This window comes from Kutzneria viridogrisea DSM 43870, from assembly GCF_000525635.1.
Classification (GTDB): Bacteria; Actinomycetota; Actinomycetes; order Mycobacteriales; family Pseudonocardiaceae; genus Kutzneria; species Kutzneria viridogrisea.
Genome location: NZ_CP007155.1, coordinates 4,265,276 through 4,289,279, shown reverse-complemented (window position 1 = coordinate 4,289,279; position 24,004 = coordinate 4,265,276). Strand labels below are relative to the sequence as shown.

At 70.9% G+C, this 24,004-nt stretch carries 26 protein-coding genes; 11 read left to right on the top strand and 15 right to left on the bottom strand.

The genetic code is table 11. The features are described 5' to 3' along the window. Window position 1: 1 nt before the first annotated feature. The 8 genes from KALB_RS44035 to KALB_RS19085 all read right to left on the bottom strand — a co-directional run bounded on the left by KALB_RS44035 (window position 2) and on the right by KALB_RS19085 (window position 6,326). The gene (locus KALB_RS44035; protein ID WP_025357327.1) at window positions 2–1,516 is read right to left on the bottom strand and encodes a phage tail protein; all 1,515 of its coding nucleotides are present in this window, start codon (window positions 1,514–1,516) and stop codon (window positions 2–4) included. Window positions 1,517–1,643: 127 nt separating this feature from the next. Continuing rightward, complete coding sequence (locus tag KALB_RS19115; protein WP_025357326.1) at window positions 1,644–1,913, bottom strand: hypothetical protein; 270 nt, start codon at window positions 1,911–1,913, stop codon at window positions 1,644–1,646. Window positions 1,914–2,011: 98 nt separating this feature from the next. Continuing rightward, a complete protein-coding gene (locus tag KALB_RS19110; RefSeq protein WP_025357325.1) occupies window positions 2,012–2,320 on the bottom strand; it encodes a hypothetical protein in 309 nt (102 codons plus the stop codon). Window positions 2,321–2,339: 19 nt separating this feature from the next. Further along, window positions 2,340–2,897 carry a phage tail tube protein gene (locus KALB_RS19105; protein ID WP_025357324.1) on the bottom strand — a complete coding sequence of 186 codons (558 nt, stop codon included), beginning with the start codon at window positions 2,895–2,897 and terminating at the stop codon, window positions 2,340–2,342. Window positions 2,898–2,913: 16 nt separating this feature from the next. Continuing rightward, window positions 2,914–3,342: a hypothetical protein gene (locus KALB_RS44030; protein WP_025357323.1), complete on the bottom strand. Its 429-nt coding sequence runs from the start codon at window positions 3,340–3,342 to the stop codon at window positions 2,914–2,916. A gap of 26 nt (window positions 3,343–3,368) precedes the next feature. After that, complete coding sequence (locus KALB_RS19095) at window positions 3,369–4,406, bottom strand: ArsR/SmtB family transcription factor (protein ID WP_148309530.1); 1,038 nt, start codon at window positions 4,404–4,406, stop codon at window positions 3,369–3,371. 304 nt (window positions 4,407–4,710) lie between these two features. Beyond that, the gene (locus tag KALB_RS19090) at window positions 4,711–5,355 is read right to left on the bottom strand and encodes an alpha/beta fold hydrolase (RefSeq protein WP_025357321.1); all 645 of its coding nucleotides are present in this window, start codon (window positions 5,353–5,355) and stop codon (window positions 4,711–4,713) included. Beyond that, on the bottom strand, window positions 5,352–6,326 hold the full coding sequence (locus tag KALB_RS19085) for a YihY/virulence factor BrkB family protein (protein WP_025357320.1): 975 nt from the start codon (window positions 6,324–6,326) through the stop codon (window positions 5,352–5,354). The genes KALB_RS19090 and KALB_RS19085 overlap by 4 nt, the downstream gene beginning before the upstream one ends. A 164-nt stretch (window positions 6,327–6,490) precedes the next feature. Between KALB_RS19085 and KALB_RS19080 the strand changes: the two genes are divergently transcribed. After that, on the top strand, window positions 6,491–8,485 hold the full coding sequence (locus tag KALB_RS19080; RefSeq protein WP_081789399.1) for a BTAD domain-containing putative transcriptional regulator: 1,995 nt from the start codon (window positions 6,491–6,493) through the stop codon (window positions 8,483–8,485). 89 nt (window positions 8,486–8,574) lie between these two features. Here KALB_RS19080 and KALB_RS19075 read toward each other — a convergent pair whose 3' ends face one another. Genes KALB_RS19075 through KALB_RS19060 form a run of 4 tightly spaced genes read right to left on the bottom strand, consistent with a single transcriptional unit; the run spans window position 8,575 to window position 12,748 of the window. Continuing rightward, window positions 8,575–10,164, bottom strand: a complete 1,590-nt coding sequence (locus KALB_RS19075) for an FAD-dependent monooxygenase (protein ID WP_025357318.1) — start codon at window positions 10,162–10,164, stop codon at window positions 8,575–8,577. After that, window positions 10,161–10,580, bottom strand: a complete 420-nt coding sequence (locus KALB_RS19070; protein ID WP_025357317.1) for a nuclear transport factor 2 family protein — start codon at window positions 10,578–10,580, stop codon at window positions 10,161–10,163. The genes KALB_RS19075 and KALB_RS19070 overlap by 4 nt, the downstream gene beginning before the upstream one ends. A gap of 9 nt (window positions 10,581–10,589) precedes the next feature. Then, window positions 10,590–11,597 carry a methyltransferase gene (locus KALB_RS19065; RefSeq protein WP_025357316.1) on the bottom strand — a complete coding sequence of 336 codons (1,008 nt, stop codon included), beginning with the start codon at window positions 11,595–11,597 and terminating at the stop codon, window positions 10,590–10,592. Then, complete coding sequence (locus tag KALB_RS19060) at window positions 11,594–12,748, bottom strand: acyltransferase family protein (protein WP_035967684.1); 1,155 nt, start codon at window positions 12,746–12,748, stop codon at window positions 11,594–11,596. Before KALB_RS19060 ends, KALB_RS19065 begins: the two co-directional genes overlap by 4 nt. A gap of 204 nt (window positions 12,749–12,952) precedes the next feature. Between KALB_RS19060 and KALB_RS19055 the strand changes: the two genes are divergently transcribed. The 3 genes from KALB_RS19055 to KALB_RS19045 all read left to right on the top strand — a co-directional run bounded on the left by KALB_RS19055 (window position 12,953) and on the right by KALB_RS19045 (window position 15,466). Continuing rightward, window positions 12,953–13,636 (top strand): response regulator transcription factor, encoded by a 684-nt coding sequence (locus KALB_RS19055; protein WP_025357314.1) that lies wholly within the window; start codon window positions 12,953–12,955, stop codon window positions 13,634–13,636. A 76-nt stretch (window positions 13,637–13,712) separates the two neighbouring features. Next, window positions 13,713–14,672 (top strand): Acg family FMN-binding oxidoreductase, encoded by a 960-nt coding sequence (locus tag KALB_RS19050; protein WP_030108154.1) that lies wholly within the window; start codon window positions 13,713–13,715, stop codon window positions 14,670–14,672. Beyond that, entirely contained in the window at window positions 14,669–15,466 is a 798-nt protein-coding gene (locus KALB_RS19045) for a hypothetical protein (RefSeq protein ID WP_025357312.1), read from the top strand. The genes KALB_RS19050 and KALB_RS19045 overlap by 4 nt, the downstream gene beginning before the upstream one ends. A 53-nt stretch (window positions 15,467–15,519) precedes the next feature. Here the strand turns inward: KALB_RS19045 and KALB_RS19040 are convergent, their stop codons facing one another. Continuing rightward, window positions 15,520–15,714 carry a ferredoxin gene (locus tag KALB_RS19040; protein WP_025357311.1) on the bottom strand — a complete coding sequence of 65 codons (195 nt, stop codon included), beginning with the start codon at window positions 15,712–15,714 and terminating at the stop codon, window positions 15,520–15,522. Window positions 15,715–15,726: 12 nt separating this feature from the next. After that, complete coding sequence (locus KALB_RS19035; RefSeq protein WP_025357310.1) at window positions 15,727–16,941, bottom strand: cytochrome P450; 1,215 nt, start codon at window positions 16,939–16,941, stop codon at window positions 15,727–15,729. A 149-nt stretch (window positions 16,942–17,090) separates the two neighbouring features. Between KALB_RS19035 and KALB_RS19030 the strand changes: the two genes are divergently transcribed. Beyond that, window positions 17,091–17,726: a TetR/AcrR family transcriptional regulator gene (locus KALB_RS19030; protein ID WP_025357309.1), complete on the top strand. Its 636-nt coding sequence runs from the start codon at window positions 17,091–17,093 to the stop codon at window positions 17,724–17,726. A 43-nt stretch (window positions 17,727–17,769) separates the two neighbouring features. Next, window positions 17,770–18,246 (top strand): YybH family protein, encoded by a 477-nt coding sequence (locus KALB_RS19025; RefSeq protein WP_025357308.1) that lies wholly within the window; start codon window positions 17,770–17,772, stop codon window positions 18,244–18,246. Window positions 18,247–18,351: 105 nt separating this feature from the next. On the opposite strand, the gene KALB_RS19020 is transcribed toward KALB_RS19025, so the two are convergent. Continuing rightward, window positions 18,352–18,942: a helix-turn-helix domain-containing protein gene (locus tag KALB_RS19020; RefSeq protein WP_025357307.1), complete on the bottom strand. Its 591-nt coding sequence runs from the start codon at window positions 18,940–18,942 to the stop codon at window positions 18,352–18,354. A gap of 65 nt (window positions 18,943–19,007) precedes the next feature. On the opposite strand from KALB_RS19020, the gene KALB_RS19015 reads away from it, so the two are divergent. The 5 genes from KALB_RS19015 to KALB_RS18995 all read left to right on the top strand — a co-directional run bounded on the left by KALB_RS19015 (window position 19,008) and on the right by KALB_RS18995 (window position 23,919). Continuing rightward, window positions 19,008–20,012, top strand: coding sequence for an NAD(P)/FAD-dependent oxidoreductase (locus KALB_RS19015; RefSeq protein WP_025357306.1), 1,005 nt, complete (start codon window positions 19,008–19,010; stop codon window positions 20,010–20,012). Between the two features lie 72 nt (window positions 20,013–20,084). Continuing rightward, window positions 20,085–21,440: a DUF2252 domain-containing protein gene (locus tag KALB_RS19010; protein WP_025357305.1), complete on the top strand. Its 1,356-nt coding sequence runs from the start codon at window positions 20,085–20,087 to the stop codon at window positions 21,438–21,440. A gap of 209 nt (window positions 21,441–21,649) precedes the next feature. Beyond that, a complete protein-coding gene (locus tag KALB_RS19005; RefSeq protein WP_025357304.1) occupies window positions 21,650–22,075 on the top strand; it encodes a nitroreductase/quinone reductase family protein in 426 nt (141 codons plus the stop codon). A gap of 85 nt (window positions 22,076–22,160) precedes the next feature. Then, window positions 22,161–23,336: a hypothetical protein gene (locus tag KALB_RS19000; RefSeq protein ID WP_025357303.1), complete on the top strand. Its 1,176-nt coding sequence runs from the start codon at window positions 22,161–22,163 to the stop codon at window positions 23,334–23,336. Further along, window positions 23,269–23,919 carry a hypothetical protein gene (locus KALB_RS18995; protein WP_025357302.1) on the top strand — a complete coding sequence of 217 codons (651 nt, stop codon included), beginning with the start codon at window positions 23,269–23,271 and terminating at the stop codon, window positions 23,917–23,919. The genes KALB_RS19000 and KALB_RS18995 overlap by 68 nt, the downstream gene beginning before the upstream one ends. Window positions 23,920–24,004 lie beyond the last annotated feature (85 nt).

Genomic DNA, 24,004 nt, shown 5'->3' with positions numbered 1-24,004 from the left:
GTCATCGCTTCCCCGCCCAGGCCACCTCGCGGGCGGTGATCCGCCCGATCTCGTACTCGGACTGCCCCGGCTGCGGGTTGACGTAGACGGCCACCTGGCTGCCGCCCGCCGCCTGTGCCGCCGCGCCCAGCGCCCCGACCCGGGCGCCCAGCGCGCCGAACGAGGAGGCCGCCATGCCCGCCAGCGCCGGGATCGCCACACTGGCCTTGGGCACCGGCACCAGCTTGGACATCGCCTTGTTGACCAGGTCCCCGCTGCCGTCGATGCCCTGCGCGAGGCCCTCCCCGATGTTGTGCCCGAACTCCGACATCAGCCTGGACGGGGAGGAGATGCCCAGGATGCTCTTGATGGGTCCGGGGATGTGGTCGAGCACGAAGTTCTTGATCGAGTTCAGCAGCTGGCCCGCCATGGAGCCGATGCCCCGGATCAGCCCCATGATCAGGTCCTTGCCCGCGTTGAACAGCGTGCTGCCGAAGTCGCCCAGCGCGCCGAGCACCCGGCCGGGCAGCCCGCCCACCCAGCGCACGACCTCGCCCAGCGCCCCGCTGACCGCGTCCACCGCCCGGCCGAAGGCGTCCTTGATGATCTGCCACACCTGGCCGATGCCGTGCACGATGCCGATCACCGTGTTCACCGCGCCGGTGATGATCGCCTTGATCCCGTTCCACACCACCTCGACCACCGTCCGCACCGCGTTGAACACGGTGGTGATCACGGTCTGGATGAACTGCACGGCGCCCTGCACGATGCCGACGATGGCCGGCCAGACCTTCTGGAACAGGGCCTGTAGGAAGGTGATCACGCCCTGCACGATGCGCTGGACGGCGGGGAACACGGTGCCGATGATCGTGCTGATGATCGACACCGCGGTCTGGATGATCTTGGAGATGATCGGCCAGGCAGCGGTGATCACCTTCTCCACGATGCCCATCACGGTGGTGATGACCTTCTGGATGATGGAGAACGCCTTCTCCACCGCCTCGCGCACCTTGCTGTTGTGCATCACCAGGTTGATCAGCAGCGGCAGGAACTTCTGCACGATCGCGATCACGAAGCCGATCGGGTTGGACCGGAAGGCCACGTTCACGCCCTGCTGCGCGATCTTCCAGGCGTTGGTGACCTCCTTGAGCGCGCCGAGGGTCCTGGGCAGCTGGGTGAGCTCCTTGCCCATGGCCCCGACCTGCTTCATCGAGGTCATGGCCTCCTTGCCGATCCTGGCGAGGTCCGGGCCAGCGCTCTTGAGCAGCTGGCCGAAGTCCCGGACGCTGCCTGGCAACTGGCGCAGCGTGCCGAGCACGACCCGCGAGTCCCGGTCGATGCCCTGCACGGCGGCGGAGGCCTCGCGCAGCCCGGCACTCAACTGCTTGACCTGGGTGCCCACCAGTGCGGCGAAGCTGGACTGGATGCTCTGCGCGGCGCGGTTCATCGTCGCCACGACCTGCTCCTGCACGTTCTGCACCAGGGCCTGGGTCTGCGCCTGGATCTGCGCCGCGGGATCAGCCGCCGCACCGGCCACGGGACACCCCCTCGTTCATCGCTTAACCACCCGGCCCGCCTCGTTCCGCGACCGCGCCGGTGCTCGCACCGCGGCGCCGATTCTCGTGCTGGTGAACCGCCGCGGATTGATCACGAGCTCCCCCGTCTCACAGCGTGCTGAAGAAGGCGCCGATCTCCTCCGGGGTGGCGGACCGCTCCCGGTCGGGCACCGGGTCGATGCCCGGTCGCGGCAGCGGGTCCGGCCGCGGTGGCCGGTCCGCATCCTCGGCGGAGTTGGCGCTGACGAACAGCCAGTTGCCGATCGCCAGCTGGTCCACGGCGGTGGCCAGCAGGTGCTCGCCAAGGCCCCACTCGGCCTGGTCCCCGTACAGCTCGCGGACCAGCGCCGACTCCTTGGGCAGGTGCCTGATCAGCACCAGCAGCCGCCGCGCGGTGAGCCCGCCCCGGTACCGGTCGAGCAGGTCGACCCCGTAGAACCGGAGCAGGTCCGCCTCGATCGCCTCGGCGTGCTCGGTCAGGAGCCCGTCGAGGCCGACCCTTCCCCCAGCGACATGCCGGTGTCCCTGCCGTAGGCCTCCAGCAGCGCCTGGACGTCCTGCACGCTGGTGGCGTGCCCGCTGAACCGGGTGAACTGCTCCTCGCCCAGCAGCGCGGCCAGCAGCCCGTCCAGGTCGGTGGGGTCCAGCTCGGTCAGCGTGCGGACCGTCCGCGTGGACAGCTCGGTGGGCAGGGTGAACGGCTCGCCGTCCAGTTCGAACTCCCAGGTGCCGCCGACCGCCTCCAGGCGCTGTGCCCGCACCGCGTTGACGTTGTACCGCCCCATGTCCGCGTTCCTCCCGCGATCAGGCCGAAGCCGGGCTGAGCGTGTTCATCGACCAGGTGGCCAGCGAGCCGCCCGCACCGAGCAGCGCCACGAAGGTGACCCCGAGCTTGATCGGCGCGGTGCGCATGATCGCGGTGTCCTCGGTCTCGGTGACCGCCCCGCGCGGGATCACGATGCGGTGCGTCACGGCGGGCCCGTCGGTGAACTCGATGCCCAGCGCGCGCTCCTGCACGTTGGGCAGGCCGGAGATCACGTAGTTGAGGTTGGTGTCCAGCGAGCCGCCGCCGAAGAAGAACGGCACGGTGTCCGCGTTGAGCTGAACCAGCTGGAACTTCAGCGACAGGTCGCGCTGGGCGTGCACCAGGCGGACCGGGGCCACCGCCTGCCAGGTCTCCACCGGGTCGAACTTCTCCTTCTTGACCAGCTTCACCCCGTCCTGCGTGGTGAAGCCGAGGTCGTGCCACGTGGCGCTGTCCCAGCTCTTGGTGAAGTCGGCCGGTGGCACCGCGTTGACCGCGGCGACCAGGATGCGACCGACACCTGCGATCCGGATCTCGCCGGTGTTCTGCCCTGCCATGGCTCCTCCTCGCGTCTCAGGCGCTCTTGTGTCCGATGTGGACGAACAGCCGGTACCTGCTCAGGTAGCGCGGCGCGTCCCCGTGCTTGGTGTCCAGGAACCACTGCGGCCCGTAGTCCTCGGTGATCCAGCTCACCACCACGCCACCGGCGTGCGCGGCCTGCGTGATCAGCGGCATGACCCCGCGCACCGCGCAGCACAGGTCGTGCGCGGCGGTCTTGGTCGCGCCGTAGGTGTCCACGCGCAGGAACGCCTGGTCCACCTGCTCGTCCTCGTCGTACCGCCCGCCCACCCTGATCAGGTACACCGCGGGCGCCTTCGGGTTGCCCGGGAACTCCGGCCCCACCGGCACGCCCTTGAGCTCCGGCCGTCCGGTGAGGTAGGTCGTGACGAGGGCCTCCAGGTTCGGGAAGGCCAGCGGCCCACCCGTGAACGAGTCCGCCATGTTCTTCCCCCCGTCGTGCCCGCTGGCTACCTCCGACCTTGCCCTGGGCCGGACTCGGCCTGCGCGACCTTTCGGTCAGGGCCGAAGTGGGCTGGTGCGGTGGGGTTCGCCCGCAGCAGGGCGGCGCCGATCGGGGTCAGGCCGTGCAGGCTGGTCCGGCCCCGGCGGCTGGTGCTCAGCAGACCGGCCGCCCGCAGCACCGAGACGTGCTCACTGGCCGAGGACTCGGAGATCGCCGCCAGCCTCGCCAGTTCCCCGGTGGACGCGCCCTCCCGGGCCAGCAGCAACAGGGTTGCCCTGGTCCGGCCCAGCAGGTGGGTCAGCGATCGGCCGCCGCGCGCCACCGCGGGCCGCGGGCCGCACAGCAGCCAGTCGGGCCCCCGGTCCACCGGGTAGAGCAGCACCGGAGCGCGCCCGGTGTCGACCACCAGCAGTGGGACCGGCGGTCCGAACACCACCGGGAGCAGTACCAATCCGTTGCCGGACAAGTGGACCTCGCGGTCGGCCCCGCCCTCGATGCCCAGCACCGGGTGCCGCCAGTCCAGGTCCGGGGACAGGGTGGCCATCAGCCCGTCCAGGCCCGCGTTGAGCAGCGTCCGCGCCCGCACGGCCCGGTCCAGGTCCACCCGCGCGGCCACCGTGGACCAGTGCGCCTGCACGGCGTGGGCGTGGTAATCCCGCAGCGCCTGCGCCATGCGCTCCAGTGGGGCGCTGTCACCGTCGCCCAGTGCGCGCAGCAAGCTCGGCGGCGGCCGGTGCTCACGCAGCACCAGGTGCGCCGTGGCCGGGGACATGCCGGTCAGCATGAGCGCGGCGTGCTCGACGTCCTGTCCGCGCCCGATGGCACTGAGCAGACCTGCCGCCGTGCACAGCGGCAGGAGGAGTCGTACCAGCGGGGCGTCGGGCATCGCCGCCAGCAGCTCACGGGCCCGCGCCCGCCAGTGCCGGAACGGGGCGTGCGCGCTTTTACTGTGCAGCACCTGGAGGCTGAACAGCGTCTCGCCAATGGGATCGGGTGCGGCGGCCACTCTGGTCCGCCCGAGGTCCTCCGGTCCGAAGTGCACTGTCAACACGGTGTTCCCCCCGGTGTGCGTGCGGGCACGCGGGAGGATCGCACCGACCCGAGGAGCGCTCAGCTGACCGCGGGCACGCCGAGACAGGCCTGCCCCCAGGCCGTCCCAGCGAAGAAATCCCCCCGAATTCCCCCTGGTACCACGGTATCCGTGGTCAATGGCCACGGTACGCCCGCAACCAGTCCCCGATGTGGGGCCAACACCGGAACACCCGATCGGCTCAGCAGCGCGACTGCTCGACGGCTACGACCGACAGAAGTAAAGTGAGACTCACATCTCTATCGAGACGCGCGTATCACTTCCAGTTGGCGAGCCGGGACTCCAGGGCGGCGAACACGTCAGGCGCGGCGCGCAGGCCGGTGTGCGAGCTGCGCACGGCCACGCACTCCGCGTACGGGTCCAGGCACAGTCGCCACGGAGCGATGCGGTCGCGCAGGGAGTACAGCGCCAGCGCGGGCAGCCGCGGCGGCAACGGTGCGGCCAGCGCCAGCGAGTTGGTGCGGAAGCACGAGCCGGTCAGGCAGTCGGCGGTGAGCAGCCCGCGCAGCCCGATCGCGGAGAGCCAGGTGAGCCCGCGGGCAAGGCCGACCACGAAGCGGTTCGCGCCGAGCACGTCGCGCACCGGGCTGCCCAGCATGACCAGCCCACGCACCAACTCGGGTCTGCGCAGCGCGACGAGCCGGGCCAGCGCCCCACCCCTGCTGTGCCCGAGCAGCACCACGGGTCCGCCGGTGGCCTCGGCGTGCGCGACCAGTTGGCGTTCGACCAGCGCGACGAGTTCGTCGGTGCAGCCGAGGTTGCGGCCGATGCTGGCGTGTGCGGGTTCGTAGCCGCAGGAGCGCAGCCAGGCGTCGGTCGGCGCGAAGTAGCCTGGGCCCGAGCCGAATCCGGGCACGAGCAGCACACCTCGGGACAAGGGCACCTCCACCACGGCGTTCACTCGGTGCGCGGGAAGCGCACGAGCACCTCTTCTTGCTCGACTTGTTGTTCGGTTTTCGCGTAGGCCGTGTACGCACGCCGGTCGGCGCTGGTGAACGGCCCGGTGCCGGTGAACGGGGCCAGCAGGCTGCGTGGCCACAGTCGCAGCACCCGCACCGCGTTGATCTCGGCGCCGAACACCGCCACGGTGGCACCAACGTACAGCCAGGCCAGCAAACCGAGCACCACACCGAAGGCGCCGTAGGTGGCGCTGGCCCCGCGCAACTGGTGGCTGACCAGGTAGGTGCCCGCCTCCAGGAACACCTGCCACAACACGGCCGCGAAAGCCGCCCCGGGCCACAGTCCGCGCAGGGCCACGTCCACCGCGGCCAGTACCCGGTAGGCCACCAGGAACAGCGCGAAGTTGACGCCGACCGCCAGCGCGGTGGCCCCGCCCCGCACCAGCGGGCTGGTCTCGGCTCCGACGATGGAGGCAGTGGTGGTCAACGCGGTCAGGCCGGTGGTCAGCAGCACACCGACGCCCAGCGTCACGAGCAGCAGCAGGCTGCGCAGGTAGAACAGGACGAAGGTGGGGCGCCGCACCCTGGGCACCGCCCACACCTTGTTCAGCACGGTCTGACCGGCACCAGCCACGCCCAGGGCCCCATAGGCGGCCACCACGATGCCGACGACCAGACCGAAACCCGAGCCCTCCAGGGAGTGCACGTTGGCGCCGATCTGCTGGCCGATCACCGGGAACTCCCGCAACGCCGAGTGCAGCACGGCCTGTTGCAGCTCCACGTTGCCCTGCAAGGCAAAGCCGAGCGAGGTCACCAGCAGCAGCAACAGCGGGAAGAGCGAGAGGAACCCGTAGTACGCCAGCAGTGCGGCCAGGTAGTAGCCCTGGTCGTCGACGAACTTGTAGACGACGGCCAGCGGCACGGCGGCCCAGGGGTGCCGCCGCTGGAACCGGTCCAGGCGCGATGCCAGCACGCGCCCCGGGTACCCGGGGCCACAACCTGGCAAAACGCAAGCCCTGGTTCCCCTTTTGGCGGGGACACTCCTTGACAGCACCCCGACATGTCCGTTTCCGGTCGGCCGCACGGTTTACTGAATCGATCCACACCCGAACACCCAGGGCGTTGTAGCCCATTCGGATGGCGAGGTCACGAGGTTACGAATGGGCCACAGGCTTGCTATGGTTGAACTGGGAGTTGATTGCTGGGGAAAACTTCCACAGGCTGAATCGACCATGGGGGGTCGAATTGTTCGTCGGCATGCTTGGCGCGTTCGAGGTGCGATTGACGTGCGGCACCGTCACACCTTCAGCGCCAAAACCACGCACGGTACTCGCGCTGCTGGCATTGAACGCCGGATCAGTGGTGCACCTCGATCAACTGGTGGAGGAGTTGTGGGAGCACCGACCACCGGGCAGCCCATCCACCACCTTGCAGACCTACGTCTACCAACTCCGCAAGCTGTTGACACCTGGATCGCGTGGCGGCACAGCCCTGCAGACCAAGCCGCGGGGCTACCAGTTGCTGCTCGGGGAGAACGCGCAGGTGGACGTGCGCTCCTTCGAGGCCCTGCTCACGAGGGGCCGCAAGAGCCTGGATGCCGGCGCGCACCTCGAAGCCGCGGGACTGCTGCGCGAGGCGCTCGGGCTCTGGCGCGGCCCGGCGTTCGGCGGAATCGTGCAGGGCCCCGTGCTCTCCGCGTACGCCACACACCTGGAGGAGAGCCGCAAGAGCGCCATGGAACTGTGCTTCGAGGCCGATCTCGCCCTCGGTAGGCACCGTCACGTGGTGGACGAATTGTCCGGTGTGGTGCGGTCACACCCTACTCATGAAGGATTTTCAGCAAAGCTGATGACCGCTTTGTACCGGTGCGGGCGCAAGGTGGAGGCGCTGGAGGTGTTCCGGCGGCTGCGAGCGGAGTTCGTGGACCAACTCGGGCTGGAACCCTCGGCCGCGTTGCACGATCTGCACCAGCGCGTGCTCACCGACGATCATTCGCTGTCGCCCGCTTCCGAACCCGAAACTGCGGTGGAACCGGCACAAGTCCCAAGAATCGTCACCGCACCGCCGCAGAACGGTTCGACACTGGCACAGATACCGCCCGCGAGTTTCCACTTCGTGGGACGGCAGGCCGAACTGGGCCTGCTGGTCGGGCTGTTCGGCCCGGCCGAGGCCGAACGGCGGCCGGGACTGCGCATGGCGGAGGTCACCGGCCCGCCCGGGGTCGGCAAGTCCACGCTGGCGGTGACCGTGGCGCACCAGGTGCGGCAGAGCTACCCGGACGGCCAGGTGTTCGTCGACCTGACCCCGGTGAACAACGGCACGGCCACGCTGGCGCAGGTGCTCACCGGTGCCATGCGGGCCGCCGCCGTGCCACTGCCCGAGGGCGAGTCCGACCCCGCCGCGCTGGCCTACGCCTTCCGCGGCTGGAGCGCGGACCGCCGGGTGCTGGTCGTGGTCGACGACGTGATGTCCACCGAGCAGGTGCACTGCCTGCACCCGAGCGGACCGGGCAGCGGGTTGCTGGTGGCCAGCCGACGGCGGCTGCACTCCCCCGGCGCCACCGCCGTGGTGGACCTGGCCCCGCTGCCGGTGGCCGAGGGGGTGCACATGCTCGCGGCGATCATCGGCGAGCAGCGCGTGGCGGCGGAGCTGGACAGCGCCGTGGAACTGGTGCACGCCTGCCGGGGTCTGCCGCTGGCCATCCGGGCCGTCGGCGGGCGGCTGGCCTATCGCACCCGCTGGACGCTGGCGGGCATGGTGTTCCGCCTGTCCGAACACCCCGACTGGCCGCTGCGCGTGTCCGCGGGCGCCGTGCCGCTGCGCGAAACCCTGCTGGGCAACTACACCAGCCTGCCCGAGGCCGCGCGCGGCGCGTTCCGCACGATCGTCGAACGCGGTACGGACGAGGTGACGGCGCAGTGGCTCGCCGGGGCGCTGTGCCTGGACCCGGTCGACGCCGAGCAGCTGCTGGAGGCGCTGGCCGACTCGTTCCTGCTGGAGGAGGTCGTGGACACCGGCCACCGGTACCGGCTGCCCGCGATGGCCCGCCTGCTGCGCGAGGCCGACATCCCGCTGACGCGGCAGACCGAGTACATGGACCTGCCCCGGCAGTGCACGGCCTCACCAGCCTGACCCGGCCTGACACATGCCATGAAAGTGCCGTTGCTGGCATTCAGCGCCAGCAACGGCACGTTCATGACACCGGGGGTGCCCCGACGCGCTCAGTCCTGGGCGAGGATCTTGGCCAGCACCCGGTCGAGCGTGCCCGGCACGTCCTTCGGCGCCGACTCCGAGCGCCAGCCGACCACCCCGTCCGGCCGCACCAGCAGCGCGCCGCCCGCGCCGATGCCCGCGGTGCGCCGCCACCGCTCGTCGCTGACCCGCCGCACGGCCAGGTCGATCCCGGCCCGCGCCGAGGCGTCCACCGCCGCCTGCGCCCAGTCGGCGCCCGACTCCGCCGTCACCAGGGCGAACCCGGTCCGGTCCACTGTGGACACCTCGGTGCCGTCCACCCAGCCGTGCGGCACGCGACTGCCCGGTGAGCCGTCGATGTCGCGCTCGATGTCCTGCCGCGAGGGCGGTTCCACGCAGCCACCCAGCACCGCGGCGGACGCGTACCGGTAGCCCAGCTGCACCACCATGGCGCTGGCCATGCCCAGCCGCTCGCGCTCGGCGGACCGGGTGTGGTCGTAGTGCAGCTCCGGGCGCAGCACCCGCAGCAGGGCCTGGTCCACGGTGAAGCGCGCGACCGGCCGCCGCTCGGCGTCGTAGGTGTCCAGCAGCTCCGGCGCGGCGGCACCCCGCAGCACCAGCGCCAGCTTCCAGGCCAGATTGTGCGCGTCGGCGATCCCGGTGTTCATGCCGAAGGCACCCACCGGTGGCACCACGTGCGCCGCGTCCCCGGCCAGGAACACCCGCCCCACCCGGAAAGTCTCCGACAGCTGTGCCGCCGACTGCCACGGCAGCACGCTGAGCACCTCGACCGCCAGCTCCGGCAGGCCGATCGCGGTGCGCACCAGCTCCGCGCAGCGCTGCGCGGGGAAGTCCGCCGCCGACTGGCCCCGTTCGGGGTCGTAGGCGAGGTGGAACACCCACCGGCTCGCGTTGTCGATCGCCACCAGGCGGCCCGTCGCCTCCGGGTGGGTGATCTCGCAGACCGCGAACTCCTTGCCCCGCAACAGATCACCGAGATCGGCGCGGAACAGCACGTTGATCGCATGGCTGCCCAGCACCCCGGGCCCGACCGTGCGCACGCCCAGCGCCTGCCGCACCGGGCTGCCCGCCCCGTCGGCCGCGACCAGGTAGGCGCAGCGCAGGACCTCGCAGCGCCCGGTCGCCACCTCGCGGACCGTGGCGCTGACCCCGTCCTCGTCCTGGACCACCTCGACCAGTTCGGTGCCGAACCGCACGGTGGCCCCGCGCTCGGTCGCCGCCGACAGCAGCAGCTCGTCCAGCCGGTCCTGCGCGCACAGCGCCCAGCTGGCCGGGCTGATCCGGTCCACGGTCGGCGCGTCGGCCGCCGGGTTGGCGTTCTGCGCCCCGCTGTCGAACGCCTCCGCCAGGGTCCGCGCGCTGAACCGCCCGCGCCCCTTGCTGCGCGCCAGTTCCCCGGCCGCCTCCCGCAGGCGCGCCGCCAACCCGTGCGCCCGCAGGATCTCCACCGTGCGCAGGCCGAGGCCGGTGGCCCTCGGGTGGATCGACAGCCCGGCGTGCCGCTCCACCACGAGAGCCGGAACCCCTTGGTGTGCCAGGAACAACGCCGCCGCCAGCCCCACGGTGCCGCCACCGGCCACCAGTACCGGCGCGGTCACGGCTGGTCGTCCCTGCTGATCACCCGCTGGCTGATCAGCCACCCGTCCTGGGACGGCACCAGCAGGTCCTCGAACACCGCTGGCCGCACCGGCACCGAGCCGCCACCGCGCTCGGTCTGCACCACGACCCCGTAGGAGCGCACCGCGAGCGAGCCGTCCTGCCTCGGGTCCACCGTCACCATGCCCAGCCAGCGCCGGTGCACCAGTCCCTTGTCGGTCAGCACCTGCTGGCCGCGCCGCCCGCCGTCCGCGATGGCCGCCCGCCCGCGCAACGGCTCGCTGTGCGAGGACCCGCCGAAGGTCGCGTCCTCGGTGAACGTGCGCGCCCAGCCCTCGAAGTCCTCGTCTCCCAGCAACTGCATGTGCCTGGCGTAGAACATCTCCACCTGCGTGTGCAGATCCACGTCCGCCCCCATGTCCTGACCTCACACCCGCTCGGCGACGAGGATCGAGAAGTCCTGCGGCAGGGCGTGCACCTCGCGCAGGGCGAAGCCGGACTTCTCCATCAGCTCGCGGTGCTCGTCCTTGGTGCGGGCCCGCCCACCTCCGGTCACCAGCAGCATCAGCACGTCCTGGGCCAGTGACAGCCTCGGGTCGGTGTCGGGCAGGATGACCCGCTCGATCACCAGCACCCGGTCGCCCGGCTTGGTGACGGCGGCGCAGTTGCCAAGGATGGCCAGGCAGTGCTCGTCCGACCAGTTGTGCAGGGTCCGCGAGATGACATAGGTGTCGCCGCCCGCGGGCACCGACCGCAGGAAGTCGCCGCCCACCAGGGTGCAGCGCTCGGTGAGGCCGCGCGCCGAGAGCTCGGCCTCGGCGGCGGCGACCACGTCGGGCCGGTCGAACACGACCCCGCGCGGGCCTTCGGCCGAGGCGAGGATGGTGCCGAGCAGTTCGCCGTTGCCGCCGCCCACGTCGACGATCGTGCCCGCACCGGAGAAGTCGTAGGCGTTGGGCACCTCGTTGAACAGCTTGACGCTGCCCGACATCGCGCGGTCGAAGGTCCGCGAGGCCTCGGGATTGCTGTCCAGGTAGCTGAACAGGTTCGTGCCGTGCACGTGCTCGAAGGCCTGGCCGCCAGTCTGCGCGGTGTGCACGACCTGCGACCAGGAGCGGTGCCACTCCTCCCCGGACAGGATCACGAAGTCACGGATGGAACCGGTGACCTCGGTGCGCAGCAACTGGCCCATCTCGGTGAGGCCGAACCCGCGCTGCTCGTCCCCGTCGAGCACCTCGAGCCCGGCCAGGTAGCGCAGGATGCGGCGCAGCGCCTCGGGGACGGCGCCCAGCTCGGCGGCCAGGTCCGCGCTGGTGCGCCGCTGCCCGGCCAGCAGGTCGGGGATCCGCAGCTTCGCCGCGGCGTAGACGGTCCTGGCCGCCCACTCCCCGATGACGATGTTCAGCAGCGCCTTGGGTGCGGCAGGCTTGTTCATCGGCTGGTGCTCTCCTCTGCGATTTCCCGGACAGGTCGGGGACGGGGTCGGGCGAAGCGGGTCATGAAGGGCTGTTCCACGTACCGGTGCAGCAGCCCGGCGGCGAGGACGGCGGCCAGCAGGCAGACCACGATGAACGCCGTGCCACCGGGCACGCTCCACACGGGGCCCTTGCCGAAGGCGAGCAGCAGGTAGCCGGTGACCTGGCCGCCGACCAGGTACAGGGCGAAGGAGACCTCGCCCAGGTAGGTCATGACCCGGTTGCGCAGCGGCGAGCGCTGGCCGCGCAGGTCGGCGACGGCGGCGGCGGGCACCAGCAGGGCGAGCGGGATCACCGTGGCGGCGACCAGGCTCCACACGTAGGGCACGACCATGCCCAGCAGGTAGCCCAGCAGCGCCAGCCCGGCGGCGGGGCCAAGGCGCAGGCCGATCCACCGTCCATTGCGGACGATCAGCGCGAGCAGCATGCCGAGCAGGAACTCCAGCAGCCGGGTCGGCGGGAAGATGTAGGTGGCCCACAGCGACCACACGGCCACCGAGTCGTTGCCGGGTTCGGGCCAGGCGGGCTGTTGGGGCAACAGGTTCGCCAGGAACGGCACGCACCAGATGGCGGCCATCAGTGCGATCGCGCAGGGCCAGAGCCTGCGCGGGTCCAGGCGCAGCAGGCCGCGCAGCAGGAACGGGAACAGGAAGTAGAAGAACACCTCGCAGGACAGCGACCAGGCGAGCTGGTTGACGCTGAAGAAGATGTCCGAGTTGGGCGACCAGGACTGCACGAGCAGCAGGTTCGGGATCGCGGCGGCCACGGTGACCACGCCACCCGTGCTGAGCATCAGCACGATCGTGACGGCCCACATCACCACGTGGTTGGGGTAGATCTTGCAGGCCCTGCGCCGCCAGAACAGCCGCGGCGGCTCATCCCGCCGCGCGGACCAGGTGAGCACGAACCCGCTGAGCACGAAGAAGAAGGACACGCCGATGCCACCTGTGCGGCCCATCACGTCCAGGAAACCGTTGTTGACGGCCTGGTCGCGGAAGACGTACTGCCGCGAGACGTGGTAGACGAACACGACCGCGGCCGCGAAGAACCGCATACCGGTCAGGGAGGGCAGCCTGGAGCGGGCTCCGACCTCCGGGGCCGTTGTGCTCACGATCGCTCAACTCCTCGGGTGGGGCTCTGTGGTGCTGCCCAGCCTGGGAATCGGGCCTTGAGGAAATCTGAAGGAGTCGTGAAGCGCCCCCTGACGTGCGAAGGTGACCAGGTGCGCAGGAGGCCCTGGCACAACGGCCCCTTGCCCCAGGGACCTCCGGCCCCTTTGCCGAGGGACCTATCGGACATCTGTCACCGTAGTGGCATGACAACACGTGTCTTCCTCGTAGACGATCATGAAATCGTCCGGCGCGGGATCGCGGACCTGCTCCGGGGCGAGGAGGGCCTCGTGGTGGTCGGCGAGGCCGCCTCCGTGCAGGAGACGATGGTTCTGCTCCCCGCGGCACGGCCGGATGTCGCGGTGCTGGACGTGCGGCTACCCGACGGCAACGGCGTGGAGCTGTGCCGCGACCTGCTCGCCGCGCACCCGGCGCTGCGCTGCCTGATGCTGACGTCCTATTCGGACGATGAGGCGCTGTTCGACTCGATCCTGGCGGGCGCCTCGGGTTTCGTGCTCAAACAGGTGCTCGGAGTGGACCTCGTGCACGCCGTGCGCACCGTGGCCGCTGGGCAGTCCCTGCTCGACACGAGAACCACCAAGGCACTGCTGGACAAGCTGCGTCGTGACAACGAGACAGCGGACCCGTTGCGGCAACTGTCCGCGCAGCAGCGCGCGGTGCTCGACCTGATCGGTGAGGGCATGACGAACCGGGAGATCGCCGAGCACCTGTTCCTGGCGGAAAAGACGGTGAAGAACTACGTGACGCAGATCTTCGCCAAGCTCGGTGTGCAACGGCGCACACAGGTCGTGGCGCTGGCAACCACCCAGCGCAGGCCGGGAACGCGGAATTCGCCCCAGTCCGATGTGGAGCAGGGCCCTGTCCAATAAGGACCTTCGGCCGTGTTCGTGACGCCCGCTCGTGGCGCACCGTGGAACCAACGCGCACGACGAACAGGACGAACTCATGAGCAGCTCGGTCCCCGGCTCCCTCCGGCTCACTCCCGAGGAGGTGATGACGGCACTGCTGGCGGCGGGTCGCGCACCCTCGCTGCACAACACGCAACCGTGGCGGTTCAGGGTCTTGTCCAGCCGCATCGAACTGCACGCCGACACCAGGCGCAGTCTGCCGGTGACCGATCCTCACGACCGCGAACTGCGGATCGCCTGCGGCGCCGCGCTGCTGAACCTGCGCCTGGCGATCGAGGCGCTCGGTGTGGAGTCGGTGCTCACCCTCGCGCCGAGCACGCGGGAGCAGGGGTTGCTGGCGGTCGTGCGGCACACTACGCGGAATCTGGCCACCAGCAAGGCGTTGTGGCACTTCGATCTGATCGGCCGGCGGCGGACCTGTCGCGGCCCGTTCAAGGACGTGCCGGTCCCCGCCGAGCACGTGCTCGCGCTGGCCCGCGCGGCCCGGGCCGAGCGGTGCTGGCTGCACGTGGTGACCGACCCGTCGCAACGGCGCGAGGTGCTGTCTTTGGTGCGCGAGGCGCACCAAAGACAGGTGACCGACCCCGCCTATATCACGGAGATGGCAGGGCTGAGTGCGCTGAACGGGGCCAGTGGTCCGGAGACCCAGAACGAGCGCACGCGTCGTGACTACCACGGTGCGTCGACGCGAGCGCAGCCTTCCCCGCGGGAGCCGCTGCTCCTGGTGCTCTGCTCCTACCTCGACGACCAGCTCGGTGAGCTCCAGGCTGGGCAGGCAATGCAACGCGTGCTGCTGGCCGCGACCGAACTGGACATGCGCGCCGCGTTCCTCTCCCAGCCCACCGAGGTACCCGAGTTGCGGGCGCGACTTCGCCGCGCGGTGGACCCCACCCTGACGCCGCAGGTCGTGTTGCACATCGGGTACGGCGAGCCCGCACCGCCCACACAGCGGCGCCCCGTGGCGGACCTGGTGATGGACACCGGAGGTGCTCCGTGACCGACACCGTCCTGGCGGGGATGACACTTCCGCACCACCCACCTGCCATGGTGATGTGGGCCGCCGAATACGCCGCCCGCACCGGCAACCCGCTGCGCGTGATCCTCAGCAGGGCGGGCAGGTGCAACCCCGACCCGGCCATGCGGGCGGTGCGCAGCGCCGTGGCCGGTGTGGGCGCCCGCTACCCGGCGCCGCCCCTGCGCCTGACCCTGGACCCGCGCCCGCTGTTCAGCGCGTTCGCCGATGTGCCGGATGCCGGCCTGGTCCTGGTCGACCGAGACGCGCACCGGTGGTCGGCCATCCGCGGATTGGCCACCAGGCGGGCCGGTCCGGTGGCGGCGGTCGGCGCCGACTCGTGGTGGACCCAGAAGGTCCAGCCACTGCTGGTGGGCACGGACGGCACCGCCAGCTCTGAGCCCGCTCTGGAGTGGGCTTTCGCCGCGGCAGACTGCATCGGCTGCGGGGTCCGGGTGGTGTTCAGCCCGGCCGCGGCGACCGAATCGGCCAAGCTTCGCGAATCGATGCTGACCACCGTCACCGCGCTGACGGCGCACCACCGCGCGCTGGACGTACGACTGCACAGCCGGGACAGTTCCCTGCTGGAGGCACTGAGCTGGCACTCACAGTCCGCCAGCATGACGGTGCTCGGCCCCAGGAACGGGACCGTCACGGCCGCCACCGAGCGCGTGCTGTTGCGCTCCAACTGCGCGATCGTCCTGGTGCCGCAACGCGGCGCGGCTCCCACGGCGAATCGCTCCACTATGGACTCACGCGTGCTGCCCCGGCACGCGTGAAAAAGCGGGTGGGATCCCAACTCCTCCCCCAAGAAATGGGATCCCACCCGCGCTCACTCAGCCAGCGAGAGTGCCTGGCTCGGGCAGATGTGCACGGCCTGCCGCGCCTTCTCCACCAGTTCTCCCTCGGGGGTGTCGTTGAGGACGATCACGGTGCCGTCCTCCTCGCTCTGGTCGAACAGCTCGGACTCGGTGAGCACGCACTGCCCGGCACCGACGCACTTGCCGGTGTCCGCGATGATCTTCATGTGGTGGGCCTCCTACCAGGTGACCGGCAGCCGGTACAGGCCGTAGATCGAGGCGTCGTCCTTGAACGGCAACTCGTCCACGGGAACGGCCAGCTTCAGGTCCGGGATCCTGCGCAGCAGCGTATCGAAGACGATCTGCAGCTCCATGCGGGCCAGGTTCTGCCCAAGGCACTGGTGCGGGCCGAAGCCGAAGGCCACGTGGTGCCGACCGCCGCGCTCGATGTCGAACTCGTCCGGGTCGGGGAAGGCCTCCGGGTCGCGGTTGGCGGCCAGGCCCACCGCGAGCACGCCTTCACCCGCGCGGATGGTCACCCCGCCGATCTCCACGTCCTCCACGCACAGCCGCGCCGTCGCGGCGTCCACGATCGTGAAGTAGCGCAGCATCTCCTCGACGGCGTCCAGGGTGCGGCCGGGGTCGGCCTTGACCGCGGCCGCCTGCTCCGGGTTCTCGATCAGGGCCAGCGTGCCCAGCGAGATCATGTTCGCGGTGGTCTCGTGCCCGGCGACCAGCAGCAGGAAGCCCAGGCTGACCAGGGCATCGCGCCGGTAGGTGCCCTCCTCACGCAGCTTGACGATCTGCCTGCCGAGCAGGTCGTCGGTCGGCTCCGCCTCCTTCTTGGCGAGCAGGTCGCCCATGTACGCGCGGACGGTCTCGAACGCCTCGCGACGCCCCTCGGCGCTGGTCGTCCGCTTGATGAGCCTGGACGTGTGCTCCTGGAAGAACTCGTGGTCGGCGTAGGGCACGCCGAGCAGCTCGCAGATCACCAGCGAGGGCACCGGGAGGGACAGGGCCTCGACCAGGTCGGCGGGCCTGGGACCGGCCAGCAGGTTGTCGATCAGCTCGTCCACGATCTGCTGGATGCGCGGGCGCAGCTGCTCCATGCGCCGCACGGTGAACTCACCGAGCACCGCGCGGCGGGCGGGCCCGTGCTCCGGGGCGTCCATCGCGATCATCGAGCGCTCGGACTCCGGCCGGTTGCGCAGGGCGTTGCCGCCCTCGACCAGCACCGGGAAGTCGGGGTGGAACCGGTTGGCGCTGAAGCGGCGGTCGTTGAGCACCTGCCGCACGTCCTCGTGCCGGGTGACCACCCACATCTGCTTACCTTCGGGGGTCCGGACCTTGGTGACCGGCGCCTCCTCGCGGATCTGGCGGTACTCGGCCGGCGGCGAGAACGGGCACTCGCGGACCAGCGGGAACTGCAGGGCGGGCTCTTCTGTGGTGGTCATTGGTGTCCCCTTCACCAGTGGCGCGGAAGTATGTGGAGGTTTACATTCCGCTTCACTGCCACGGTACCGAAACGGAGGGTTGTCGTCCACTCACTTCCCGGTGAGCGTGCGAGAATCGGGCACCGCCACACCGGGAGGACGAGAAGGGCATGACCGCCGATCCCCAGGCGCCGCTGCGGGCCGACGCGCAGCGCAACCGCGATCTGATCATCGCGGCCGCGCGCGCGATCTTCACCGAGCACGGGCCCGAGGTGCCGATGGAGGACATCGCCCGCGCGGCCAAGGTGGGCATCGGCACGCTCTACCGGCGCTTCCCCGACCGGGACGCGCTGATCCGCGCGGTGGCCGTGGACAGCTTCGCCCGCCTGCTCGCCGAGGTCAGGGCCGCGGCCGTCGAGGAGCCCACCGCCTGGGACGCACTGGTCCGGATCATGCACCACTCCACGGACCTCCAGCTGACCGCGCAGCTGGCGATGCTCTCCGCCAAGGCGTTGCAGATCCTCAAGGAGGACGAGGCCGTCTGCGAGCAGCGCGAGGAGTTGCTCGTCGAACTCGAACGGCTCATGGTCCGGGCGCAGGCCGCGGGCCAACTGCGCCCGGACGTCGGCGCCGGGGACATCGCCGTGCTGATCGCCATGGCACTGCGGCGGCCGCCAGCCAAGACCCCGGAGATCGGCAGGCTGTCCACCGACCGCTGCATCGCGATCATGATCGACGGCCTGCGCGCACACCCCGGCACCCCGCTGCCCGGCCGCCCGCTCGTCCGGGACGACCTGCGCAGGTGAGTGTTGTACGATCATGGTCGTACAACACTCAGGGGGGCGCACCGTGATCCAGCAGACCGAACGCCGCTACGGCCTGGACTCCACCGACCGGCTCACCGAGGCCACCGCGCCGGGGCCGGAGGGCGCCAGGGCCGCGCTGGAGTCCTTCTACTACGCGCTCAACAGCCGTGACGGCGCGGTGCTCAGCCAGGTCTGGGCCGACAATCCGCTGGTGCAGCTGAACAACCCGGTCGGCGGCATCCTGCACGGCAGGCAGGCGGTCGACGAGCTCTACGCGCGGATCTTCCGCGGTGCGCTGCGCGTGCGGGTCACCTTCAGCGAGGTCGTGGAGTACCTGGGCGAGCGGCACGCCGTGTTCGCCGGGCGCGAGCTCGGCTCGTACGGGGACGGCGTGCCGCTGGCCATCCGCACCACCCGGTACCTCCGCTACGACCAGGGCCGCTGGAGCCAGTTCCACCACCACGGGAGCATCGACGACCCCGCGGCCCTGCTCGCCTACCAGCGGGCCGTCAGCGGCTGAGCGAGCCCACCCAGGCGTCCACGGTGAGCACCTCGGACCGGATCAGCCTGCGCGCGAATGTCATGAAGGTGCCGTTTGAGACACCCAGTGTCTCAAACGGCACCTTCATGACTTCCGAGTCGACCGGGCCCGCACGTGCAGGCGCTCCCCCTGCGGCCCGAACAGGCTGAGGATCTCCAGCGGGGCGGGGCCCGCGTTGCCGAACCAGTGCGGGGTGCGGGTGTCGAACTCGGCGGCCTCCCCGGCGCCCAGGGTCAGGTCGTGCTGCCCGAGCAGCAGCCGCACCTGGCCGGACAGCACGTACAGCCATTCGTAGCCCTCGTGCACCTGCTGCTCCGGCTTACCGCTGGCCGCGCTCGGCGGATAGATCATCTTGTACGCCTGCACCCCGCCCGGCCGACGGGTCAGCGGGATCATCGTGATCTGACCGCGCTGGATCGGCCGGGCGTAGACCCGGGGGTCACCGGTGGCCGGGGCACCGACCAGGTCGTCCAGAGTCACCTGGTGCACCCTGGCCAGGGGCATCAGCAGTTCCAGGGTCGGCTTGCGGCCGCCGGACTCCAGCCGGGACAGGGTGCTCACCGAGATGCCGGTGTCCTTCGCCAACTGGACCAGGGTGACCCTGCGCCGCCGCCGCAGGGCGCGCAGGCGGGGTCCGACGCCGTCCAGGTCGGTCTGCTCGTTCTGCTCGGTCATGAGGACAATTGCTACTCCGGCAAATTTTTTTGTCAAGTCCGCAGGAGGTGGCACACCATCGGAACATGCACGAAACGCAGAAGCTCTACGACGTGGTTGTGGTTGGTGGCGGGGCAGCAGGACTGGCCGGGGCGCTCTCGCTGGGACGTGCCCGGCGCAGCGTGCTGGTGGTGGACGGTGGGCAACCGCGCAACGCCCCGGCCGCGCACATGCAGAACTACCTGGGCAGCGACGGTCTGCCACCGGCCGAACTGCTGGCCAGGGCGCGCGCCGAGGTCACCGGGTACGGGGTGCGGATCGCACCGACCGAAGTGGTCGGGGCCCGCAGGTCGGCCGACGGCCGGTTCACGATCGACCTGGCGGACGGCTCGACCGTGCGGGCCAGGCGGCTGCTGATCGCCACCGGGGTCACCGACGAACTGCCCGCGGTGCCCGGCGTGGCGCAGCGCTGGGGCCGTGACGTGCTGCACTGCCCGTACTGCCACGGCTGGGAGGTGCGCGACCAGCCGATCGGCGTGCTCGGCACCGGCCCCATGGCCACGCACATCGCCCTGCTGATGCGGCAGTGGAGCGCCGACGTCGTGCTGTTCCGGCACACCGCCCCCGAGCTGTCCACGGAGCAGGCGGCCCAAGTGGCCGCACGCGGTGTGTCCGTTGTGGACGGTGAGGTGCGCGGGCTTGAGGTGCACGAGGACCGGCTCACCGGGGTGCGACTGCGTTCGGGCGAACTCGTGGAACGGCAAGCCGTTGTGGTCACGCCCCGCATCTCGCCGCGGTTGACCGGGCTGGACGGGCTCGGGCTCGTCCCGTCCGAGAACCCGGCGGGCACCCACCTCGCCGCCGACGCCAGCGGGGCCACCGCGGTGCCCGGGGTGTGGGCGGCGGGCAACGTGACCGACCCGATGGCGCAGGTGATCATCGCGGCCGCGGCCGGATCGAAGGCGGGCGCCATGATCAACGCTGACCTGATCACCGAGGACATCGACCTGGCCATGGCCCCGGAGTTCTCCGCACGGGCCGAGGCGCAGGTGTGCGAGCGGGTGCTGGCGGACAGCAGGCACGGCCTGTGAAGGAATGGGTCTTTGACCAGACTTCACCCCCATGCCCACCGACGCTCACCTCGGACGCGTAGTCCTGACCGAATGCGCAGAACCGCGACCGCCACAGCCGCCGTGCTCGCACTCCTGGCGTGCACGGCCCCGCACGCCGGGGCCGCTCCCCTGCTCACCCGCGACCCGGTGAGCGTGATCTACGACCACGACCACGCACTGCACCTGCTCAACAACGGGGCCACCGACGACGAGCTCCAGTACCGGACGGGGGTGCTCGCGGGCAGCGCGTGGGCGTTCTTCCGGGGCACCTCCCCGCTGTACTACCGGGACCTGGGTGAGCTGGCGCCCTCGGCGTACGCCACCGCGGCCGGGGACGTGTGGATCACCGGCGACGCCCACCTGGAGAACACCGGCGCCGACCGGGGCGCGGACAACACCGAGCAGTTCGCGATCACCGACACCGACGACGCCTGGCGTGGCTCCTGGACCTGGGAACTGCGCCGTGAGGCGGTGTCCATCGTGCTGGCCGAGCGGGCCAACGGCCGCAGCGCGAGCCAGATCACCACCGACCTGAACACCTTCGTCGCCGAGTACGCGCAGTGGATCGGCAAGTTCCACGGCAACGACGAGGAGTTGAGCTGGCGGCTGACCTCCGGCAACACCTCCGACCTGGTCAAGCAGCTCATCGCCGACTCGCACTCGGACAAGCGCGCCGACCTGCTGTCCAAGTGGACCACGGTCAGCGGCTCGACCCGCACCTTCAAGTCCGACTCGAAGTTGCAGGCCGTCTCCGCGACGACCCGTGCCGACGTGGTCAACGCCGTGGCCGCCTACCGCAGCACCGCCGGTGCCCCGCTGTCGGCGAGCCAGGCCGTGGTCAAGGACGTCCGGCGCAGGCTGGACGCCGGGACCGGCAGCCTGGGCCGCTACCGCTGGTACGCGCTGATCGAGGGCGACACCAGCAGCACCTCCGACGACCGGATCCTGGAAATCAAGCAGCAGGTGGACCCCGCGCCGAAGCAGCTGGCGCCCTCGGCGACCACATTGACCGGCGGCCAACGGTCCGCGCTGGCGCTGCGCTGGCTGGCCAACCAGTCCGACCCGCTCGCGGGCTGGGCCAGCGTCGGGCAGGTCCCGGTACTGGTCAAGGAGAAGTCGCCGTTCGCCGAGGACCTGGCGATCGGCGACCTGACCAGCTCCGCCACCTGGGACGACACGGTGCGCGACGTGGCCAGGCTGCTGGCCGCCGCGCACTCCCGCGCGGACAAGGACATCGCGGGCACCGGCGTGACCTACTCGGCCGATGCCGCGATCGACGGCGCGATCACCTCGGTGCCCGGGCTCCAGTCGGAGACCCGCACCTTCGCGACCAGCTACGCCGACCAGGTCACCACCGACTGGCAGGCCTACGTCACCGCCAAGAACAACGGCCGCCCCCTGTTCTGACGTCACGAAGGTGCCGTTCATGACGTTCAACGTCCGCAACGGCACCTTCATGACGGCGCCGCGCCCCGTGCTGCCGCGCCCCACTGGCCCGCCACCGGTGTCAGGAAGGTGCCGTTCATGACGTTCAACGTCCGCAACGGCACCTTCATGGCACCGCGTCCACCTAGACTCCGGCTTGCGAGTTGGGTTCTCCAGGGAAAGGTGGCGTGGTGACCGGGTCACAGGAGGCGGCCAGGCGCAGGGCGCGCACCCGGTTGTTGCAGAAGTACCTGATCAATCCGCCGTCGAAGCTGCTGACCACGCTCGGGTTGCTGCGCGGGCACATCATCCTGGAGACCACCGGCCGCCGTTCCGGCAAGCGGCGGCGCACCGTGCTCGGCGCCCAGCGCGCGGGTTCGGTCCTGTGGGTGGTCGCCGAGCAGGGACGGCACGCCGGGTACGTGCGCAACCTGATCAGCCAGCCCCGGGTCCGCGTGCGGGTGGACGGCCGCTGGCACGACGCCCGCGCCACCGTGCTGGACCAGGACGACGTGGACGCGCGGCTCGCCTCCTTCGAGGACCAGAAGCACGTGGCGATGGTCCGCCGCTTCGGCACGTCCCTGCTCACGGTCTCGATCGAACTCGACGGGCACTGACCCCGGACCGCCGAGTTCCGGCAACACCGCCCGCGGGCAACGGCCCACGGCCTACCCTCCAGGCGTGGTCGGTGTCCTGGTCCGAATGAAGCTCAACCTCGTGCGGCACTCGATGACCAGCCCACGGGCCAGGCTGCTGGTCCTCGGCGCCGTGCTGGGTCTACTGCTGGCCGCGGGCACCCTGGCGGTGGGCGCCACCGCCCTGTTCTCGACGACCGTCGCAGCCGACCTGATCGCCGCCGCGCTCGCGGTGTGGGCGGTCGGCTGGCTGCTCGGGCCGCTGTTCGCGGGCGGCGGCGAGGGCGACCTGCGCCCCGAGCAGTTCGCGCTGCTGCCCGTCTCGCCGCGACGACTGGCCACCGGCCTGCTCGGCGCGCGGCTGGGCGCCCTGCCGGTGCTGGTGGCCCTGCCCGCGGTCCTCGCCCAGCTGGTGATCGTCGTGCTGGCCTCGCGGGTGGTGGTGGGCCTGCTCGGTGAGGTGATGCGGTCACGGCTGGGTGCCGCACTGGTCGCCGTGCCCTGGGCAGTGATCATCGCAGCGGTGTGCGACGGCGGGGTGCTGCTCTATGCCCTGGGCCAGAACTCGGTGCTGACGCGCGGGTTCGACCCGTGGCTGGGGTCGCTGCTGCGGGCGTTGCCCTCGGGCTGGGGGCTCGTGTCGGTGGAGACCGCGGGCGGCACGGCCTGGCCGCTGGCCTTCGGGGTGCTCGCGGGCATGGGTGTGCTGGTCCTCGCGCTGCTCGCGGTGTGGTCGGTACTGCTGGGCAGGCGGACCACGGGGGCGCTGGCGGCGCGGGCCCGCGTCGGCGGCACAGCGCTGGGCCGTGGGTTGCCGCGGACTCCGCTCGGCGCGGTCGTGGCCAAGGAGTTGCGGACCTGGTCCCGTGACATGCTGCGCTCGTACTACTGGTTCTTCGCGCTGGCGTTCAGCCTGGCGCTGTGTCTGCTGCCGCTGGTCGCCGGGCTGACGATCTACCTGCCGTGGGCGGGCAGCCTGGTGGCGATCATGGCGGCGGCGGTCGGGGTCAACCTGTACAGCGCCGACGGCAGCGCACTGTGGATCTCGCTGATGACCCCCGGCGTGCTGCGCGCGGACCTGCGCGGCAGGCAGCTCGCGTGGCTGCTGGTGGTGGCGCCGACCAGCCTGGTGATCACGGTGCTGGGCCTGGCCCTGGGCGCTGACCCTCAACGCCGTGGCGATCGGCGCGGGCGTGGGCCACATGGCCCTGCTGGCGGTGTTCGCGCCGCCGCGCCTGCCTGACGCGCACCGGCGCAGCCCCAACCCCGCGGTGGACGGCGGCAACCTCACCGGCCTGGCGTGGGCGATGATCGGGCTGATCGCAGCGACCTCGGTGCCACCGGCGCTGATCGTGCTCGCGGGCACGCTGCTGGACAGCCCCGCGCTGCGCTGGGCCGGGGTCCCGGCGGGTGTGGCCGTCGGCGCGCTCGCCGCATGGTGGCTCGGCCGGATCGCGTACCGGCGGCTGGAGACGGGCGGTCCCGAGCTGTTGCTGCGGCTGCGCAGCGGTACCACGGTCAAGGCGCCACCGGTGGTGGCACCAGCCAAGCCCGCGCGAGCCAAGCTCGCGCGGGCACGAGCCCCGAGGCTGGTCATCGCGCTGTGCCTGGGTTCGGGTTGGATCCCGCTGCTGGCAGGAGTGCTGTCGTTGGTCAAGGCGTTCTCCGGGCAGAGTTCGCAGACCGGTTGGACCTTCGTGCTCGCGCTCCCGCGACCGCTGTGGATCCCGGTCAGCGCCGGGTTGATCGCGTTGTGGCTGCTGCTCTACTCGATCGCCGGGTGGACCGCGCTGCGACTGCGCCGCCGCCGATCCTCCGACCATTGACACGGCCGCCCGGCCACGCGATTCTGAGAGCGCTCTCACGCCGCCACGCAGCTCCGCCTCCCACCCTGCCGCTCCCGAGGAGGAC

Coding starts and splice junctions, on each gene's coding strand:
- KALB_RS19055 (WP_025357314.1), top strand. CDS start 12,953: ATGACAACACGTGTCTTCCTCGTAGACGATCATGAAATCGTCCGGCGC.
- KALB_RS19105 (WP_025357324.1), bottom strand. CDS start 2,897: ATGGCAGGGCAGAACACCGGCGAGATCCGGATCGCAGGTGTCGGTCGC.
- KALB_RS19050 (WP_030108154.1), top strand. CDS start 13,713: ATGAGCAGCTCGGTCCCCGGCTCCCTCCGGCTCACTCCCGAGGAGGTG.
- KALB_RS19040 (WP_025357311.1), bottom strand. CDS start 15,714: ATGAAGATCATCGCGGACACCGGCAAGTGCGTCGGTGCCGGGCAGTGC.
- KALB_RS19080 (WP_081789399.1), top strand. CDS start 6,491: ATGGCGAGGTCACGAGGTTACGAATGGGCCACAGGCTTGCTATGGTTG.
- KALB_RS19030 (WP_025357309.1), top strand. CDS start 17,091: ATGACCGCCGATCCCCAGGCGCCGCTGCGGGCCGACGCGCAGCGCAAC.
- KALB_RS19000 (WP_025357303.1), top strand. CDS start 22,161: ATGAAGCTCAACCTCGTGCGGCACTCGATGACCAGCCCACGGGCCAGG.
- KALB_RS19010 (WP_025357305.1), top strand. CDS start 20,085: ATGCGCAGAACCGCGACCGCCACAGCCGCCGTGCTCGCACTCCTGGCG.
- KALB_RS19020 (WP_025357307.1), bottom strand. CDS start 18,942: ATGACCGAGCAGAACGAGCAGACCGACCTGGACGGCGTCGGACCCCGC.
- KALB_RS19065 (WP_025357316.1), bottom strand. CDS start 11,597: ATGAACAAGCCTGCCGCACCCAAGGCGCTGCTGAACATCGTCATCGGG.
- KALB_RS19110 (WP_025357325.1), bottom strand. CDS start 2,320: ATGGGGCGGTACAACGTCAACGCGGTGCGGGCACAGCGCCTGGAGGCG.
- KALB_RS44030 (WP_025357323.1), bottom strand. CDS start 3,342: ATGGCGGACTCGTTCACGGGTGGGCCGCTGGCCTTCCCGAACCTGGAG.
- KALB_RS19015 (WP_025357306.1), top strand. CDS start 19,008: ATGCACGAAACGCAGAAGCTCTACGACGTGGTTGTGGTTGGTGGCGGG.
- KALB_RS19035 (WP_025357310.1), bottom strand. CDS start 16,941: ATGACCACCACAGAAGAGCCCGCCCTGCAGTTCCCGCTGGTCCGCGAG.
- KALB_RS19070 (WP_025357317.1), bottom strand. CDS start 10,580: ATGGGGGCGGACGTGGATCTGCACACGCAGGTGGAGATGTTCTACGCC.